The organism is Kitasatospora sp. P5_F3 (assembly GCF_054049135.1).
In genome coordinates this window covers 151057-167786 of sequence record NZ_JBFUMY010000003.1, presented here as the reverse complement: position 1 = coordinate 167786, position 16730 = coordinate 151057, and the positions used below count along the sequence as shown (strand labels likewise).

Below are 16730 nucleotides of genomic sequence, written 5' to 3'. Positions count from 1 at the left end.
TCTACGCGTTGCTCCAGGCGGACGGGCCCAGCAGGGTCTTGACCTCGGAGGCGAAGGCGCCGTTGTCGGGGTTGACCAGGAAGCCGAGCTCGTACAGGACGTTCTTGTCGCGGCCGGTGGTGAGGAGCCGGACCGGGACGTCGCCGGGGTGGGAGCGGAGGGTGGTCTTGAACTCGGCGATCATCTCCGGGTTGACCCGGCCGGTGGGGACGGTGATCAGGATCGGCGGCTTGCCGCCGTGTTCGGCGGAGGAGATGTCCAGGCTGGTGATCTCCTGGCCGAAGATGCTGAGCGAGCCGTCCCGCTCGTTCAGCCGGCCGCGCACCGCGATCACGTTGTCCTCGACCATCTGGTCGGACATCAGGTTGTAGGCGGCGGGGAAGAACAGCACCTCGACCGAGCCGTCCCGGTCCGCCAGGGTGATGATCGCCCAGGCGTTGCCCGCCTTGTTGATCCGGCGGTCCACGGCGGTGATCAGGCCGGCCAGCCGGACCTCGCCCTCGGTGCGGCCGGAGCCGAGCAGTTCGGCGATCGAGACGTCGCGGTTGCGGGAGAGGATGTGCTCGGCGCCGTCCAGCGGGTGGCTGGAGACGTACAGGCCGAGCATCTCCCGCTCCAGGCTGAGGAGTTGCTTGCGCGGCCACTCCCGGTCGGAGAGCTCGAAGTCCAGGCCGATGGTCGGCACGTCCTCGCCGTTGTCCATCGCGCCGAACAGGTCGTCCTGGCCGATCGCCTGCTGCTTCTTCACGCCGGTGACGGCGTCGATCGCGTTCTCGTGCACGGTGGTGAGCGAGAGCCGGGTGTGGCCCAGCGAGTCGAAGGCGCCGGCCTTGATCAGCGAGTCGACGGTGCGCTTGTTGCAGACCACCAGCTCGACCTTGTCCAGGAAGTCGGCGAAGGAGGAGTACTTCCCCTTCTCCTTCCGGGACTTGACCAGCGAGTCGATCACGTTGGTGCCGACGTTGCGGACCGCCTTGAGGCCGAAGCGGACGTCGGTGCCGACGGCGGTGAAGTCCTCCACCGACTCGTTGACGTCCGGGGAGAGGATCTTGATGCCCATCGACCGGCACTCGGCCAGGTAGACGGCCATCTTGTCCTTGTCGTCCGCCACCGAGGTGAGCAGGGCGGCCATGTACTCGGCGGGGTAGTTCGCCTTCAAGTAGGCGGTCTGGTACGAGACCAGGCCGTACGCGGCCGAGTGCGATTTGTTGAACGCGTACCCGGCGAACGGCACCAGCACGTCCCAGACGGCCTGGATCGCCGCGTCGGAGTAGCCGCGCTCCTTGCAGCCCGCGTGGAAGGGGACGAACTCCTTCTCCAGGACCTCCTTCTTCTTCTTGCCCATCGCGCGGCGGAGCAGGTCGGCCTGTCCGAGGCTGTAGCCGGCCAGCACCTGGGCGGCTCGCTGCACCTGCTCCTGATAGACGATCAGACCGTAGGTGGGGCCGAGCACCTCGGCGAGCGGGGCCTCCAGCTCGGGGTGGATCGGGATGATCTCCTGCTGGGCGTTCTTGCGCAGTGCGTAGTTGGTGTGCGAGTTCATGCCCATCGGGCCCGGCCGGTACAGCGCCGAGACGGCGGAGATGTCGGCGAACTCGGTCGGCTTCATCAGCTTGAGCAGCGCCCGCATGGGCCCGCCGTCGAGCTGGAACACGCCCAGGGTGTCGCCCCGGGCGAGGAGTTGGTAGGTGGTCGGGTCGTCCAGCGGGATCTTCTCGATGTCGACGGTGATCCCGCGGTTGGACTTCACGATCTTGATGCAGTGGTCGATGATGCCCAGGTTGCGCAGACCCAGGAAGTCCATCTTGATCAGACCCATGGCTTCGCACGACGGGTAGTCGAAGCCGGTGATGATCACGCCGTCCTTGTCCCGCTTGTGCAGCGGGATCAGTTCCAGCAGTGGGGTCGAGGAGAGGATCACGGCCGCCGCGTGCACACCGGTGCCGCGGATCAGGCCCTCGATGCCGAGGCCGGTGTCGATGATCTTCTTGACGTCCGGCTCGTTCGCGTAGAGCGAGCGGATCTCGGTGCCCTCGTTGTAGCGCGGGTGCTTGTCGTTGAACAGGTCGGCCAGCGGCACGCCCTTGCCCATCACGTCCGGCGGCATCGCCTTGGTGATCCGGTCGCCCATCGCGAACGGGTAGCCGAGGATGCGGTTGGCGTCCTTCACGGCCGCCTTGGCCTTGATGGTGCCGAAGGTGTTCACCTGGGCGGTGTACGCCTCGCCGTACTTGTCGGTGACGTAGCGCACCATCTGGTCGCGCTGGCGGTCGTCGAAGTCGATGTCGACGTCCGGGGGGTTGATGCGCTCGGGGTTCAGGAACCGCTCGAACAGCAGATCGTGCTCGAGCGGGTCCAGCTCGGTGATCCGGGTCAGGTACGAGACCATCGAGCCGGCCGCCGAACCACGGCCCGGGCCGACCGGGATGCCGTTGTCGCGGGCGTACTGGCAGATGTCGGCGACCACGAGGAAGTACGCGTCGAAGCCCATCGGGGAGATGACGCCCATCTCCAGCTCGATCCGGTCCAGCACCTCCTGGCTCGGGCTGTCGCCGTAGCGGTGCTGGAGGCCGGCCTTGATCTTCTGCCGCAGGAAGGACGCCTGGGTCTCGCCCTCGGGCACGTCGAACTGCGGCATCCGGTCGACGTAGTTGAAGACCTCGTCGTACGGCTCGATCCGGTCGGCGATCTCCAGCGTGTTGCGGCACGCCTCCGGCAGCTCGGTGAAGAGCGCGCGCATCTCCTCCGGCGTCTTGATGTAGTAGCCGCTGCCGTTGAACTTGAAGCGGTTCGGGTCGTCCTTGTTCTTGCCCACGCCGACGCAGAGCAGGCTGTCGTGGGCGTCGGCCTGATCGGCCGTCACGTAGTGCGAGTCGTTGGTGGCCAGCAGCGGGATGTCCAGCTGCTTGGCGAGCCGGAGCAGACCGTCCCGGACGTCCCGCTCGATGGACAGGTCGTGGTCCATCAGCTCCAGGAAGTAGTTCTCCTTCCCGAAGATCTGCTGGTACGCGTCGGCGGCCTTGACCGCCTCCTCGTACTGGCCCAGCCGCAGCCGGGTCTGCACCTCGCCGGACGGGCAGCCGGTGGTGGCGATGATCCCGGTGGAGTTCGCGGCGATCAGCTCGCGGTCCATCCGGGGCTTCATGTAGTAGCCCTCCATCGACGCGAGCGAGGAGAGCTTGAAGAGGTTGCGCAGCCCGGTGGCGTTCTGCGCCCACATGGTCATGTGGGTGTACCGGCCACCACCCGAGACGTCCTTGCCGCCCTCGCCGTCGGCGCTCACCTGACGCTGGCCGCCGGGGGCCCAGAACACCGGCTTCTTCTCGAACCGCGAGCCCGGGGCGACGTACGCCTCGATGCCGATGATCGGCTTGACGCTGCCGATCTTCTTCGAGGTCTGGAAGAACTCGTACGCGCCGAACATGTTGCCGTGGTCGCTCATCGCGATCGCGGGCATGCCCTGCCGCTCGGCCTCCGCGAACAGCTTTCCGTTCTTCGCTGCTCCGTCCAGCATCGAGAACTCGGTGTGGACATGCAGGTGAACAAAGCTGTCGGCCACGGTGGGACGGCTCCTCAGGCTCGAAGGAAGGCTCTACCCTAGCCGCTGCTCGGGGGTCCGTTCAGCACCTCAGGTCACTCGGGAGTGCGGTTTGCAGAGCTGTGACGAAGGCCGCCACGGCCGGGTGGCGGGCCGCTCCGGCGCGGTACGCGGTCCGGGTCCGGCGGGCCATCGGGAGCCGGGTCAGTGCCACGCCAGGGGGCGCCCCGGCCACTCCCAGCTGAGGCACCAGAGCCACCCCCTGGCCCGCTGCGACGAGTGCCAGAACCGTGCCGAAATCGTCGATCTGGTGCCGGATCCGGGGTGTGTACCCCGCCGCCTGGCAGGCCCGGACGGCCATCGAGTGGCAGAGCGTGCCGTGCGGCGCGACGATCCACGGCGACTCCCGGTGGTCGGCGATCGTCCCGGCCGACGTGGCGGCCAGGTACATCGCCTCGGTGAACAGCGGCTCGGCCGCCAGGCCCGGGGCCGGATCGGCCGGGACGAAGTCGTACTCGTGCACCAGTGCCACGTCCAGCTCGCCGGACCGGAGCAGCGCCGAGACCACCGCCGGGTCGATCTCGGTCACCATCGGCTCCAGGCCCGGGTGCTCGCGGCCGAGCGCGGCCAGCGCCGCCGGGATGATCGCCCGGGCCGCCGAGGGGTAGGTGCCGATCCGCAGCGGACCGGCCAACCCGCTTCTGGCGTCGGCCAGTTCGGCCCCGGCCTGTTCCAGTCGCTCCAGTACCGCCTCCGCGTGCCGGACCAGGTTCCGCCCGGCCGGGGTGAGCCTGACCCGGCGGCCGGTCCGCTCCAGCAGTGGGACGCCGGCCTCCCGCTCCAGCACCGAGAGCTGCTGCGAGACGGCGGAGGGGCTGAAGGCGAGCGACTCGGCGACGGCGGCGATGGTGCCGCGGTGGGCGAGTTCACGGAGCAGCCGCAGGCGGCGGACGTCGAGCATAAGCAGAGCTTACGCAAAGCCTCGGAGATGTGAACTGGACCTGAACGGACCCGGGGCGGCAGGCTCGACGGCATGGAACTGCACGGAATCCACGTACCGCTGGTCACCCCCTTCGAGGCGGACGGCACGCTCGCCGTCGAGACCCTGGCCGGGCTGGCCCGGCAGGCGCTGGCCGACGGCGCGGCCGGGTTGGTCGCGCTCGGCACCACCGCCGAGGTGGCCACCCTGGACGAGGCCGAGCGGCGGACCGTGGTCGAGGTCTGCGCCAAGGCCGCCGCCGAGTACGGCGCCACCCTCACCGTCGGCACCGGCGGCAACGACACCCGGCGCACCGTCGCCGCCCTGGCCGAGCTGGCCGGGGTGGCGGACGCCGCCCTGGTCACCGTGCCCGCCTTCACCCGGCCGGGCGAGGCCGGAGCACTGGCGCACTTCGAGCAGCTGGCCGCCGGGAGCCCGGTGCCGCTGATCGTCTATCACATCCCGTACCGCACCGGTCAGGCGCTGAGCGCCGCCGCGCTGCGCCGGATCGGCGCCCTGCCGAACGTCGCCGGGGTCAAGTACGCGGCCGGCGGGATCGACCAGGAGACCGTCGCGCTGATGGCCGACCTGCCGCCGGACTTCGCGGTACTGGCCGGGGACGACCCCTTCCTCGCCCCGCTGCTCGCCCTCGGCGCGACCGGCGGCATCCTGGCCTCCGCCCACCTGGCCACCGGACGGTTCGTCGACTTCGCCGAGGGCAGGGGGTCGCGGGAGCTGGGACACCGGCTCGCGCAGCTCTCGATCGCGGCCTTCGCCGAGCCCAACCCGACCGTGATCAAGGGCGTCCTGCACGCCCAGGGGCGCATCCCCACCCCGGACGTCCGCCTCCCGCTGCTGCCCGCAAGCCCGGAGCCGGTGGCGCACGCGCTGGCCCTGCTGCCGCCCACCCAGTGAAACGCCTTGTCGCTCCGACCCGCTGAACAGGCATGATGGGCGGAGTGTGCGGGCCTTGATCGAGCACAACACAGGAGGAGAAGTCGGATGAGGATCGGCATCGTGGGTGCCACCGGCCAGGTCGGTGGAGTGGTGCGCAGCATTCTGGCGGAGCGTGAGTTCCCGGTGGCGGAGCTGCGGCTGTTCGCCTCGGCCCGGTCGGCGGGAAAGACGCTGCCCTGGCAGGACGGCGAGGTCACCGTCGAGGACGCGGAGACCGCCGACTACTCCGGCCTGGACATCGTGATCTTCTCCGCCGGTGGCTCCACCTCCAAGGCGCTGGCCCCCAAGGTCGCCGCCGCCGGTGCGGTCGTGATCGACAACTCCTCGGCCTGGCGCCGTGACCCCGAGGTCCCGCTGGTGGTCTCCGAGGTCAACCCGGACGCGATCGCGAACCGCCCCAAGGGCATCATCGCCAACCCGAACTGCACCACGATGGCCGCCATGCCGGTGCTGCGCCCGCTGCACGACGAGGCCGGTCTGACCGCCCTGGTCGCCACCACCTACCAGGCCGTCTCCGGCTCCGGCCTGGCCGGCGTCGCCGAACTGCACCGGCAGGCCTGCGAGATCACCGAGCAGGCCGACCAGCTGGCCTTCGACGGCGAGGCGGTCCAGGCCACCGACCCGGGTGTCTACCAGCGGCCGATCGCCTTCAACGTGATCCCGCTCGCGGGCAACCTGGTGGACGACGGCTCGTTCGAGACCGACGAGGAGCAGAAGCTCCGCAACGAGTCCCGCAAGATCCTGGAGATCCCCGACCTCAAGGTCTCCGGCACCTGCGTGCGCGTCCCGGTCTTCTCCGGCCACTCGCTCCAGGTGAACGCCCGGTTCGCCAACCCGATCAGCGTCGAGCGCGCGTACGAGCTGCTCGCCAAGGCCCCGGGCGTCGAGCTGTCCGAGATCCCGACCCCGCTCCAGGCGGCCGGCAAGGACCCCTCGTACGTCGGCCGGATCCGGGTGGACGAGACGGTGGAGAACGGCCTCGCGCTGTTCCTCTCCAACGACAACCTGCGCAAGGGCGCCGCGCTGAACGCGGTGCAGATCGCCGAGCTGGTCGCGGCCGAGCTGGCCGAGCTCAGGGGCTGACACCCCGTCACCTGCCGGTCGGCCCTCGACGCTGACCGGCAGGGGCGGTGGCGGAACGGTTCGCCCGTCCATCGGAGGGTAGAGAGTGCCCACCGGCGGTACTCGCCCTGACCGCCGGGACGTCGGCGGCCGTGCGGGCCCCCACATCATTTCTCCGCGCGGTGCGGCCCTCCGGAGGGAAGTGGTGTGGAGTGGACCGGTGCGTCGTCCTGGTGGACGCGGGATACCTGCTGGGAGCCGCCGCCAACCTGCTGGCCGGAGACCCCGTCCGGGCCCGGCTGACGGTGGATCACGCGGCACTGGCCACCGCACTGGCCGAACGGGCCGAGGCGGAGACCGGGCTGCCGCTGCTGCGGATCTACTGGTTCGACGCCGCCCCCGACCGGCGCTCGCTGCCCGAACACCGTCGGCTGCGCACGCTGCCCCGGGTCACCGTCCGGCTCGGTGCGCTCACCCGGGCCGAGGGCCGCTGGGTGCAGAAGGGCGTGGACGCCGCGATGCACGCCGAGCTCACCGAGCTGGCCCACAACCGGGCCTGCGCCGACCTGGTGCTGCTCAGCGGCGACGGCGACCTGCTGCCCGGCATGGTGTGCGCCAAGGAGCACGGCGTGGTGGTCCACCTCTGGGCGGTCCAGCCGGTGGACGGTGACTTCAACCAGTCCGAGGACCTGGTGGCCGAGGCGGACGAACGGCGGGTGCTGAGCCGCGCCTTCGTCGAACGCTGGGCCCAGGTCCGGGAGACCGGCCCGGCCACCGTACCGGCGGTGCGCGCCCCCGAACTCCGGGTCGTGCCGACCCCCAGGGACCTGGCCACCCGCCCGGCCCCCACCGTCCCGCCCGCGCTGGTGCTGCGCTGGTCCTCCGCCCGGCTCACCCCCGCGCCGCCCACCCTGGCCGAGATCACCAGCCCCGAACAGCGCTGGGCCGACCGGGAGGAGGACAGCGCCGCCGTCCCCGGCGAAGCCCAGCAGGTCGGCGCCGTGTTCGCCCGCCGCTGGCTGTCCCGGCTGCAGCGGGACACCGAACTGCTCCCGCTCTGGGCCGACCACCCGCGCATCCCGCACCGACTGGACTCCGAACTGCTGCGCTACGCCGCCCGGTTCGGCCTGCTCGCGGCCAAGGACGACCAGATCGACGAGCAGGACAGGTACGCCATCAGAGCCGGCTTCTGGCAGGCCTTCGCCGACCGCGTCCCGCGCCCCGACCTGGCGGTCGCCCAGGAGTGACGGGGCTCGCCGGAGCCGAATCAACCCCCTTGTCCGGTTCCTCCGGGCCAGCGCGTAGAGTCTTCGACCGTGAGCGACACCGACCGGCGGGCACCACAGGCCACGCCGCAAGGCGACCTCGGCGGTCCCGGCCACCACCCTGCCGGGCAGTGCTGCACCGTACGAGACCTTGCCAAGACCTACCGCAGCAAGGACGGCGAGATCCGGGCCAACGACGGCATCGCGCTCGACATCCGACGCGGCGAGGTCTTCGGCCTGCTCGGACCCAACGGCGCGGGCAAGTCCACCCTGGTCCGCCAGCTCACCGGGCTGCTCCGGCCGGACCGGGGTTCGATCGACATCCTCGGGCACGACATCGTCCGGCACCCGGAGCGGGCCGCCCGGCTGCTCGGCTACCTGGGCCAGGAGTCGACCGCGCTGGACGAACTCACCGTCGCGATGGCGGCCGAGACCACCGGCTGCCTGCGCGGCCTGTCCCGGGCCCAGGCCCGGAGCGCGAGCACCGACGTGCTGACCGAGCTCGGCCTGACCGCGATCGCCGGCCGCCCGCTCGCCAAGCTCTCCGGCGGACAGCGCCGGCTGGCCTGCTTCGCCGCCGTGCTGGTGGGGGAGCGGCCGCTGCTGGTGCTGGACGAACCGACCAGCGGCATGGACCCGGTGGCCCGCCGGGCGGTCTGGTCCGCAGTCGACCGGCGCCGGGCCGAGCACGGCACCACCGTGCTGCTGGTCACCCACAACGTGATCGAGGCGGAGACCGTACTCGACCGGGTCGCGGTGGTGGACGAGGGCCGGATCATCGCCTGCGACACCCCCGGCGGCCTCAAAGCCCTGGTCGACGGCGACGTCCGGCTCGACCTGGTCTGGCGCACCGAGGCTCCGCTCGGCGTCCCCGCCGTCGCCCGGCTGGCCGAGCGCGCGGTCCGCTCCGGGCGCCGCTGGACCATCCGCACCACGCCCGAACAGGCCCGCGAACTCGTCGCCATCGTCACCACGGGCCCCGCCTTCGCGGCCCTGGACGACTTCACCCTGGCCACCCCGAGCCTGGAGGACGCGTACCTCAAGCTCGGCGGCCGGCACGAGGGGCTGGCGAAGTGAGCCCCACTCAGATCCGGAAGGCCGACGCGGTGGCCCTGCTCGACCCGCCCCTGGCCCCCGCTCCGCCGGTGGCTGCCGTCGCACCGCTCGCCCCGGCCGCCAGGCTGCTGCCCTCGCTGGCCGCCGTCTACCGGGCCCAGCTGGCCCGGGCCCGGGTGGCCCGGATTCCGCTGCTGTTCGTGGCGACCTTCCAGTCGCTCGGCATCCTGCTGATGATGCGCGGTGTGGTGGACCCCGGGGACGTCCCGGCCGCCCGTTCGGTGGTGGCGGGCTCCAGCGTGCTGGTGGTCGCCTTCGTGGCGCTCAACCTGCTGGCCCAGTACTTCGGCCGGCTCCGTGCCACCGGCGGCCTGGACCACTACGCGACGCTGCCGGTCCGTCCGGCCGCCGTGGTGCTCGGCGCCGCCGCCGCGTACGCCTCCTTCACCGTGCCCGGTGCGCTGGTCACCGCCGGGGTCGGGGCCTGGATGTTCTCGCTCCCGTTCGGCCATCTCTGGGTGCTGCTCGCGGTCGTCCCGCTCGCGGGCGCGGCGCTGGCCGGGGTCGGCGCGGCCTGCGGGCTGCTGGCGCCCCGTCAGGAGATCGCCACCCTGCTCGGCCAGCTCGGCATGTCGGCCGCGCTGCTGCTCGGCGTACTGCCGGTGGCCCAGCTGCCCGGTTTCGTCCGGCTGCTGCGTGATCTGCTGCCCTCCACCTACGGGGTGGAGGCCTTCGCGGAGAGCTTCGCCACCGCACCCGACTGGGCCTCGGTGTTCGGCAACCTGGCCGTCTGCGGTGCGGTCGGCCTGGTCTCGCTGGCCATCGCCACCTGGGCATATCGTCGGGCCGCCACCCGCTGAGACCCGGGTGTTCGACCCCGGAGCCACCAGTCGTGAAACGATGGGTCGGTGACCGTACCGAACACTCCTGCGGATTCCGCCGCCGAGCCGCCCCGGGACTCCGTCCCGGGGTACCCCGCGCAGCCGGACCCGTACCTGCCGCCGCCGATGCCCGCCCGCGAACGGCGCCCGCTCGGGCCCGAGCTGCGGATCGGAGCGCTGACCACCCTGGCCGGGGTGCTGGTCGGGGTGCTGGTCGGCCTGCTCTGGCTGTGGCTGGCACCGCGCGTGATGCTGGTGGCCGGCAGCGACGCGATCCGGTACGTCGACCCCGAGGGCGAGCAGCGGGCCGGCGCCGACGGTACCTTCGCCCTGCTGGCGCTGGCCGCCGGTGTGCTCTCCGCCCTGGCCGCCTTCCTGCTGACCCGCCGTCGGGGCGGCGGCATCGCCGTCGCGTGCGGGCTGGCCCTGGGCGGCCTGGCCGGTTCGATCCTGGCCTGGCAGCTCGGCACCCGGCTCGGCCCCAGCACGGACGTGCTCGCCAGCGCCAAGAAGGCCGGCCAGGGCGTCGAGTTCAGCGCAGCCCTCGAACTGGGCTCCCACGGCGCCCTGCTGGTCTGGCCGATGGCGGCGATGGTCGTCCTGCTCGCCCTCTCGGCAGCCTTCGGCAAACGCGAACAGGACCCCCCGCCGTACTGGGTCGGCCCCCAGTGGCAGCAGCCGCAGGCCTAGGCACTGCGCTCAGCCGTTTACGGTCAGGGGCTCGGGGAACTGCGACGCCGACCTCGGAAAAGGTGATCCGTGCGTAAATGGTCAGGCACTTTCGCAGTGACCCGAACGCCAGATCTCCTCGCAGTTCCCCGAGCCCCTGGGTAGTGCAACCTCGGGCCCTGCAAAAGTCAGCGGCCGATCGGCGCGACCGTGGCCGTGGTCAGGGCAACCAGGTCGGCGGGGGAGAGTTCGATCTCCAGCCCCCGGCGTCCACCCGAGACGTAGACCGTCGGATGGTCCATCGCCGTCACGTCGACGACAGTCCGTAGCGGACGGCGCTGCCCGAGCGGCGAGATGCCGCCGAGCACGTACCCGCTGCTGCGTTCGGCCGCCGCCGGGTCGGCCATCGCCGCCCGCTTGCCGCCGACCGCCTGGGCCAGCGCCTTCAGGTCGAGCTGCCCGGAGACCGGCACCACGCCGACGGTGAGCTTCCCGTCCACCTCGGCGACCAGGGTCTTGAACACCCGCTCACCCGGGACGCCGAGCAGCTCGGCCGCCTCCCCGCCGTACGAGGCGGCGGCCGGGTCGTGCTGGTACGCGTGCACGGTGAACCCCGCTCCGGCCGCCTCCAGCGCCACCGTCGCGGGCGTACCGCCACCGCGCTGCTGCTTCTTCGCCATCGCGCCGATCCTCCGTCAGTTCGGGCTGAACGACTGCCGGGTCAGCTCCACTCCGGGCAGCGAGGGCAGCCAGGCCAGCACCGCGGTCTCCCGCCGGAGCAGCTCCAGCTCGGTGGTCAGCCGCTGCGCGGTGTCGGGGCAGGCCAGCAGCGCCTGCTTCACCGGCGTGGGCAGGATCGCGGCGGCCGCGACCAGGTAGGACAGCACCTGCGGATCGTTCGGCAGCTCGTGCTGCCCGGTCAGGCTGACCTCGCGGGCCCCGGCGAGCCGCTTCTGGTACGCCCGGAAGGCCCGTTCGACCCCGGCGGCCAGTGCGCCCGCGCCCTCGCCGGTCTGCTCCTCGATCGGCTCGGTCTCGCCGACCAGGTAAGGCCCCGTCACATCTACCGAGCGGAGCCAGAACCGGGTGGTCCCGGTCACCAGCAGCTCGTACTGCCCGTCCGGCTGCTCCTGCGCCGAGGCCACGTCCGCCACGCACCCGATGTGGTGCAGCGCCTCCAGCGGATCGCCGGTGATCGTTCCGAGCCCGTCCAGCGGCCCGGCCGGCTCCGCGTTCTCCCGGACCGGCGCGACCTCCCGCCCGTCCTTGATCGCCAGCACACCGAACCGCCGGGGCTGGTCCTCCGGCTGGGCCATCAGGTCGCCCACCAGCCGCCGGTACCTCTCCTCGAAGACGTGCAGGGGCAGCACCAGGCCCGGGTACAGGACCGTGTTGAGGGGAAAGATCGGCAGCCGTTCAGTCACGGCGCACAGCGTAGTTCAGCAACGGCCACCCCTGTCCCGATTACCCGTCAGCCGGCCGGCAGGTGCGGGCTCAGCCCCGCTGCAGCATCCGGGTCGCACCGGCCACCACGGTGGTGGCGAGCACCCAGCCGGAGAGCACCAGGCCCGCCACCACGAACTGGCCGGTCCGGTCCGGGTTCCAGCCGTCCGGGCCGAGGTTCACCACCGGGAGGACCTTGCTGAGGGCGTACAGCGGTGCGTTCCAGGTGGGTGTCTCGTCGGCCTTCAGTGGGGCCGGCTCGTGCTCGGAGAAGTACAGCGCACCGATCGCCCAGGCCAGCACCAGCCAGAGTGCGGCCCGCCCGGGGCGGTAGCCGTACCCGACGGCGGCGTCCTGGATCAGACCCCAGAGCCGGCCTGGCGGCGGCAGGGTGGAGCGCCGCCGCCGGTGCTTGGCGTACAGCACCTCGCGGGCGTCCTCGTCCCGGCCGTCCCGGCGCAGTGCGGCGGCCAGCTGCTCGTACGGCTCCGGCTGGTACTCGCCGAGGGCGCTCTCCAGCCAGGCGATCCGCTGCTGGACGCTGAACGGCCGGTCGGGCCGGAGCGACTCGTAGGTGAAGCCGGTCATCCGGACGTGGCCGTCCTTCGGCCAGCTGGCCGGGTTGTCGACCAGGTTGCCGATCCTGGCCCGGGAGAGCGAGACCCTGCCGGTGGGCGGGGTGTGGCAGGTGAAGCGCAGCTCCGGGGTCTGGATCCGGCGCAGCGAGAGCTCCTGACCCTCCGGCAGGTGGAACTCGGCGTGGGTGATCAGCAGCGCGTTCTCGAACCGCCCGTCCACCAGCCGGACCCCGCCGTACGCCCGCAGCGGGGTGCTGGGGGAGTCATGCGGGATCGGGGCGCCGTAGCCGTCGCCGTAGATGGTGTGCGAGTCGGCCCAGCCGCCGTCCAGCGAGCCGCCCAGGTACATGGTGTTGCCGACCGAGATGTGCGCCAGGTTGAGGCAGTACCGGTCAGGCGCGGCGGCCTTCAGCTGGGCGCCGCGGAGCGAGAACCGGCCGCCGATCCGGCTGGTGCGCATGCTCAGCTCGCCGTGCACGTCGATCCGCTCGGCCTCGAAGTCCTGCTGCACCGTCAGCCCGTCGGCGGCCAGTGCCCGGCCGTACCGGTCGCCGCCGACGACGGCCTGATTGAGCAGCAGATCGGTGCCGATCTTGGCGTCGGTGAGCCGCATCCCGAACGGCAGGACGCAGCGGGCCAGGTGCAGGTCACCCTCGGTGGCCAGCCGGGACGCCTCCAGCCGCGGTATCCAGCAGCGGATCAGCCGCAGTGTGCCGGCCTGCGCCTCGGAGATCAGGATCTTCTTCTCGAACCGGCAGTCGTGCAGCTCGACGTAGTGCTCGATCCGGGCCCCGGCCAGCCGGAGCGGGCCGGTCACGTAGGCGCCGCTGAGCTTGAGCGACGCCACCTTGCCCGGCGCCGGGTCGGGGCCGTTGAGCAGCAGGGTGGCCAGCACCTCGGCGCGGACGAACCGCTCGGCGGGCCAGTCGACCGGGCCGCTCACCAGGTCCACCGCGTCGTCCCAGCTGCGCAGGTCGTAGAGGTCGCCCTGTCGGAACGCCTCCCAGAGCCCCTGCTCGACCGGCGTCCAGTCGTCCGGCGGCTGCTGCACCGCTGCCTCCCCCAAGATCTTGAACTGTCTCGCCTTTCGTATCACGGACTGAAATGCGGGGCCTCGGGTTCCGGCCACTCCCTACACTGGGCGATGTGATCTCTCGAATTGACCTGCGCGGCTCGGAAGCCGACCTGCGCGACGTGCTGCCCCGTGCCGAGTTCGACGTGGAAGCCGCCCTGGAGAAGGTGCGGCCGATCTGCGAGGACGTACGCCATCGCGGGGTCGCGGCACTGATCGAGATCACCGAGCGGTTCGACGGCGTGCAGCTGACCACCACCCGGGTCCCCGAGCAGGCGATCACCGCCGCGCTGGAGACCCTCGACCCGAAGGTGCGCGCCGCACTGGAGGAGTCGATCCGCCGCGCCCGGCTGGTCCACCGCGAGCAGCGCCGTACCGACCACACCACCCAGGTGGTGCCCGGCGGCACGGTCGCCGAGCGCTGGGTGCCGGTCGACCGGGTCGGCCTGTACGTGCCGGGCGGCCTCGCGGTCTACCCGTCCTCCGTGGTGATGAACGTGGTGCCCGCGCAGGAGGCCGGCGTGCCCGGCATCGCGGTCACCTCGCCGCCGCAGAAGGACTTCGGTGGCAGCGTCCACCCGACCATCCTGGCGGCCTGCGCGCTGCTCGGGGTCACCGAGGTCTACGCGGTCGGCGGCGCCCAGGCGGTCGCGATGTTCGCGTACGGCACCGAGGAGTGCGCCCCGGTCAACCTGGTGACCGGCCCCGGCAACATCTACGTGGCCGCCGCCAAGCGCCTGCTCAAGGGCCGGATCGGGATCGACGCCGAGGCCGGTCCGACCGAGATCGCGGTGCTCGCCGACGACACCGCCTCCGCCCGTGAGGTGGCCGCCGACCTGATCAGCCAGGCCGAGCACGACCCGATGGCCGCCTCCGTGCTGGTCACCGACTCGGTCGCGCTGGCCGAGGCGGTCGAGGCCGAGCTGGTCGAGCAGGTCGCCCGGACCAAGCACCGCGAGCGGGTCACCGAGGCGCTGACCGGCAAGCAGTCCGGCATCGTGCTGGTGGACGACATCGAGCAGGGCCTGGCCGTGGTGAACGCCTACGCCGCCGAGCACCTGGAGATCCAGACCAGGGACGCCCGCACGGTCGCCGCCAAGGTCCGCAACGCCGGCGCGATCTTCATCGGCGCGTACGCCCCGGTCTCGCTCGGGGACTACGCGGCCGGCTCCAACCACGTGCTGCCGACCGGGGGTTGTGCCTGCCACTCGTCCGGCCTGTCGGTGCAGTCCTTCCTGCGTGGCATCCACGTGGTGGAGTACACCCGCGAGGCGCTGGCCGATGTCGCCGCGCACGTGGTCAACCTGGCGAACGCCGAGGACCTGCCCGGTCACGGTGACGCTGTGAAGGCTCGATTCGACTGGACGGTGCCGGGCGCGTGACGAACATCGACGATCTGCCGATCCGGGACGAGCTGCGCGGCCAGTCCCCTTACGGCGCACCGCAGTTGGACGTGCCCGTCCAGCTGAACACGAACGAGAACCCGTACTCGCTGCCCGAGCCGCTGGTGGCCCGGATCGCCGAGCGGGTGGCCGAGGCGGCCCGCAACCTCAACCGCTACCCCGACCGGGACGCGGTCGAGCTGCGCACCGGGCTGGCCGACTACCTGAGCAGGACCACCGGGCACGCGGTGGCGAAGGACCAGGTCTGGGCCGCCAACGGCTCCAACGAGATCCTCCAGCAGCTGCTGCAGACCTTCGGCGGCCCGGGCCGCAGCGCGCTCGGCTTCGAGCCCTCGTACTCGATGCACGCGCTCATCTCCCGTGGTACCGGCACGACTTGGATCTCGGGCCCGCGCAACGAGGACTTCACCATCGACCTCGAAGCGGCCAGGTCGGCGATCGCCGAGCAGAGGCCGAACGTGGTGTTCATCTGCTCGCCGAACAACCCGACCGGCACCGCCGTCGAGGCCGACGTCGTGCTCGCGCTCTACGAGGCCGCGCAGGCCGCCCGGCCGAGCCTGGTGATCGTGGACGAGGCGTACGTCGAGTTCTCGCACCGCGCCTCGCTGCTGCCGATGCTCGAGGGCCGCCCCAACCTGGTGGTCACCCGCACCATGTCCAAGGCCTTCGGCGCCGCCGGGCTGCGGCTCGGCTACCTGGCGGCCGACCCGGCCGTGGTGGACGCGGTGCAGCTGGTCCGGCTGCCGTACCACCTGTCGGCCGTCACCCAGGCGACCGCGCTGGCCTGCCTGGAGTACACCGACACGCTGCTCGGCTATGTCGAGCGGCTCAAGGGCGAGCGGGACCGGCTGGTCGACGCGCTGCGCGGGTTCGGCCTCGAAGTCACCGACTCCGACTCCAACTTCGTCCAGTTCGGCCGCTTCGCCGACACCCACGCGGTGTGGCAGGCCATCCTCGACCAGGGCGTCCTGGTCCGCGACGTCGGCGTCCCCGGCTGGTTGCGCGTCACCGCGGGCACGCCCGCCGAGAACGACGCCTTCCTCGACGCCGTCCGTACCGTCAGCAAGGAGCTTTGAACCCTCATGTCCCGCATCGGCCGCGTTGAGCGCACCACCAAGGAGACCTCGGTCCTGGTCGAGATCGACCTCGACGGCACCGGCAAGACCGACATCTCCACGGGCGTCGGGTTCTACGACCACATGCTCGACCAGCTGGGCCGCCACGGTCTCTTCGACCTCACCGTCAAGACCGAGGGCGACCTGCACATCGACACCCACCACACCATCGAGGACACCGCCCTCGCGCTCGGTGCCGCCTTCCGGCAGGCGCTCGGCGACAAGGTCGGCATCTACCGCTTCGGCAACTGCACGGTGCCGCTGGACGAGTCGCTCGCCCAGGTCACCGTCGACCTCTCCGGCCGCCCGTACCTGGTGCACACCGAGCCGGAGAACATGGCGCCGATGATCGGCAGCTACGACACCACGATGACCCGGCACATCCTGGAGTCCTTCGTGGCCCAGGCCGCCGTCGCCCTGCACGTGCACGTACCGTACGGTCGAAACGCCCACCACATCGTGGAGTGCCAGTTCAAGGCGCTGGCCCGGGCACTCCGTTATGCCGCCGAGCGCGACCCGCGCGCGGCCGGCATCCTCCCCTCGACCAAGGGTGCACTGTGAGCAACACCGCCACGCTGCTGATCATCGCCGGGCTCTTCCTGTCCGGCGGCGTGTTCTCGTTCTGGAAGCAGAAGCAGTCCAAGAGTGTGATCGCGGTGCTCGCGATCGGCGCCGTGCTCTGCCTCTCCTCCGGCCTGATGCGCCTCTAAGA

At 71.5% G+C, this 16730-nt stretch carries 15 protein-coding genes; 10 read left to right on the top strand and 5 right to left on the bottom strand.

Annotation, left to right across the window (positions count from 1 at the left end):
- Position 1: 1 nt before the first annotated feature.
- Positions 2–3559 carry a DNA polymerase III subunit alpha gene (gene dnaE / locus ACXJMZ_RS02385; RefSeq protein ID WP_457028283.1) on the bottom strand — a complete coding sequence of 1186 codons (3558 nt, stop codon included), beginning with the start codon at positions 3557–3559 and terminating at the stop codon, positions 2–4.
- Positions 3560–3620: 61 nt separating this feature from the next.
- Complete coding sequence (locus ACXJMZ_RS02380) at positions 3621–4499, bottom strand: LysR family transcriptional regulator (RefSeq protein WP_457028282.1); 879 nt, start codon at positions 4497–4499, stop codon at positions 3621–3623.
- Positions 4500–4571: 72 nt separating this feature from the next.
- On the opposite strand from ACXJMZ_RS02380, the gene ACXJMZ_RS02375 reads away from it, so the two are divergent.
- The 6 genes from ACXJMZ_RS02375 to ACXJMZ_RS02350 all read left to right on the top strand — a co-directional run bounded on the left by ACXJMZ_RS02375 (position 4572) and on the right by ACXJMZ_RS02350 (position 10428).
- Positions 4572–5432: a dihydrodipicolinate synthase family protein gene (locus ACXJMZ_RS02375; protein ID WP_457028281.1), complete on the top strand. Its 861-nt coding sequence runs from the start codon at positions 4572–4574 to the stop codon at positions 5430–5432.
- A gap of 87 nt (positions 5433–5519) precedes the next feature.
- Entirely contained in the window at positions 5520–6557 is a 1038-nt protein-coding gene (locus tag ACXJMZ_RS02370) for an aspartate-semialdehyde dehydrogenase (protein WP_457028280.1), read from the top strand.
- Between the two features lie 191 nt (positions 6558–6748).
- Positions 6749–7783: an NYN domain-containing protein gene (locus ACXJMZ_RS02365; protein WP_457028279.1), complete on the top strand. Its 1035-nt coding sequence runs from the start codon at positions 6749–6751 to the stop codon at positions 7781–7783.
- Between the two features lie 201 nt (positions 7784–7984).
- A complete protein-coding gene (locus tag ACXJMZ_RS02360) occupies positions 7985–8878 on the top strand; it encodes an ABC transporter ATP-binding protein (protein WP_457028314.1) in 894 nt (297 codons plus the stop codon).
- Between the two features lie 29 nt (positions 8879–8907).
- Complete coding sequence (locus ACXJMZ_RS02355) at positions 8908–9717, top strand: ABC transporter permease (RefSeq protein ID WP_457028313.1); 810 nt, start codon at positions 8908–8910, stop codon at positions 9715–9717.
- 48 nt (positions 9718–9765) lie between these two features.
- Positions 9766–10428, top strand: a complete 663-nt coding sequence (locus ACXJMZ_RS02350; protein ID WP_457028278.1) for a hypothetical protein — start codon at positions 9766–9768, stop codon at positions 10426–10428.
- A gap of 167 nt (positions 10429–10595) precedes the next feature.
- Here ACXJMZ_RS02350 and ybaK read toward each other — a convergent pair whose 3' ends face one another.
- The 3 genes from ybaK to ACXJMZ_RS02335 all read right to left on the bottom strand — a co-directional run bounded on the left by ybaK (position 10596) and on the right by ACXJMZ_RS02335 (position 13479).
- The gene (gene ybaK / locus ACXJMZ_RS02345; protein ID WP_457028277.1) at positions 10596–11087 is read right to left on the bottom strand and encodes a Cys-tRNA(Pro) deacylase; all 492 of its coding nucleotides are present in this window, start codon (positions 11085–11087) and stop codon (positions 10596–10598) included.
- 15 nt (positions 11088–11102) lie between these two features.
- Positions 11103–11831 (bottom strand): LON peptidase substrate-binding domain-containing protein, encoded by a 729-nt coding sequence (locus ACXJMZ_RS02340; RefSeq protein WP_457028276.1) that lies wholly within the window; start codon positions 11829–11831, stop codon positions 11103–11105.
- A 70-nt stretch (positions 11832–11901) separates the two neighbouring features.
- Positions 11902–13479: an oxidoreductase gene (locus ACXJMZ_RS02335; RefSeq protein ID WP_457028275.1), complete on the bottom strand. Its 1578-nt coding sequence runs from the start codon at positions 13477–13479 to the stop codon at positions 11902–11904.
- A gap of 95 nt (positions 13480–13574) precedes the next feature.
- Here ACXJMZ_RS02335 and hisD point away from each other — a divergent pair, with 95 nt between their 5' ends.
- From hisD to ACXJMZ_RS02315, 4 genes are read left to right on the top strand one after another with little or no spacing between them, the layout of a single operon-like run.
- Positions 13575–14882 carry a histidinol dehydrogenase gene (hisD, locus tag ACXJMZ_RS02330; protein WP_457028274.1) on the top strand — a complete coding sequence of 436 codons (1308 nt, stop codon included), beginning with the start codon at positions 13575–13577 and terminating at the stop codon, positions 14880–14882.
- A complete protein-coding gene (locus ACXJMZ_RS02325) occupies positions 14879–15979 on the top strand; it encodes a histidinol-phosphate transaminase (protein ID WP_457028273.1) in 1101 nt (366 codons plus the stop codon). Before hisD ends, ACXJMZ_RS02325 begins: the two co-directional genes overlap by 4 nt.
- Before the next feature lie 6 nt (positions 15980–15985).
- A complete protein-coding gene (gene hisB, locus ACXJMZ_RS02320) occupies positions 15986–16579 on the top strand; it encodes an imidazoleglycerol-phosphate dehydratase HisB (RefSeq protein ID WP_184920902.1) in 594 nt (197 codons plus the stop codon).
- Complete coding sequence (locus ACXJMZ_RS02315) at positions 16576–16728, top strand: hypothetical protein (protein ID WP_457028272.1); 153 nt, start codon at positions 16576–16578, stop codon at positions 16726–16728. The genes hisB and ACXJMZ_RS02315 overlap by 4 nt, the downstream gene beginning before the upstream one ends.
- Positions 16729–16730 lie beyond the last annotated feature (2 nt).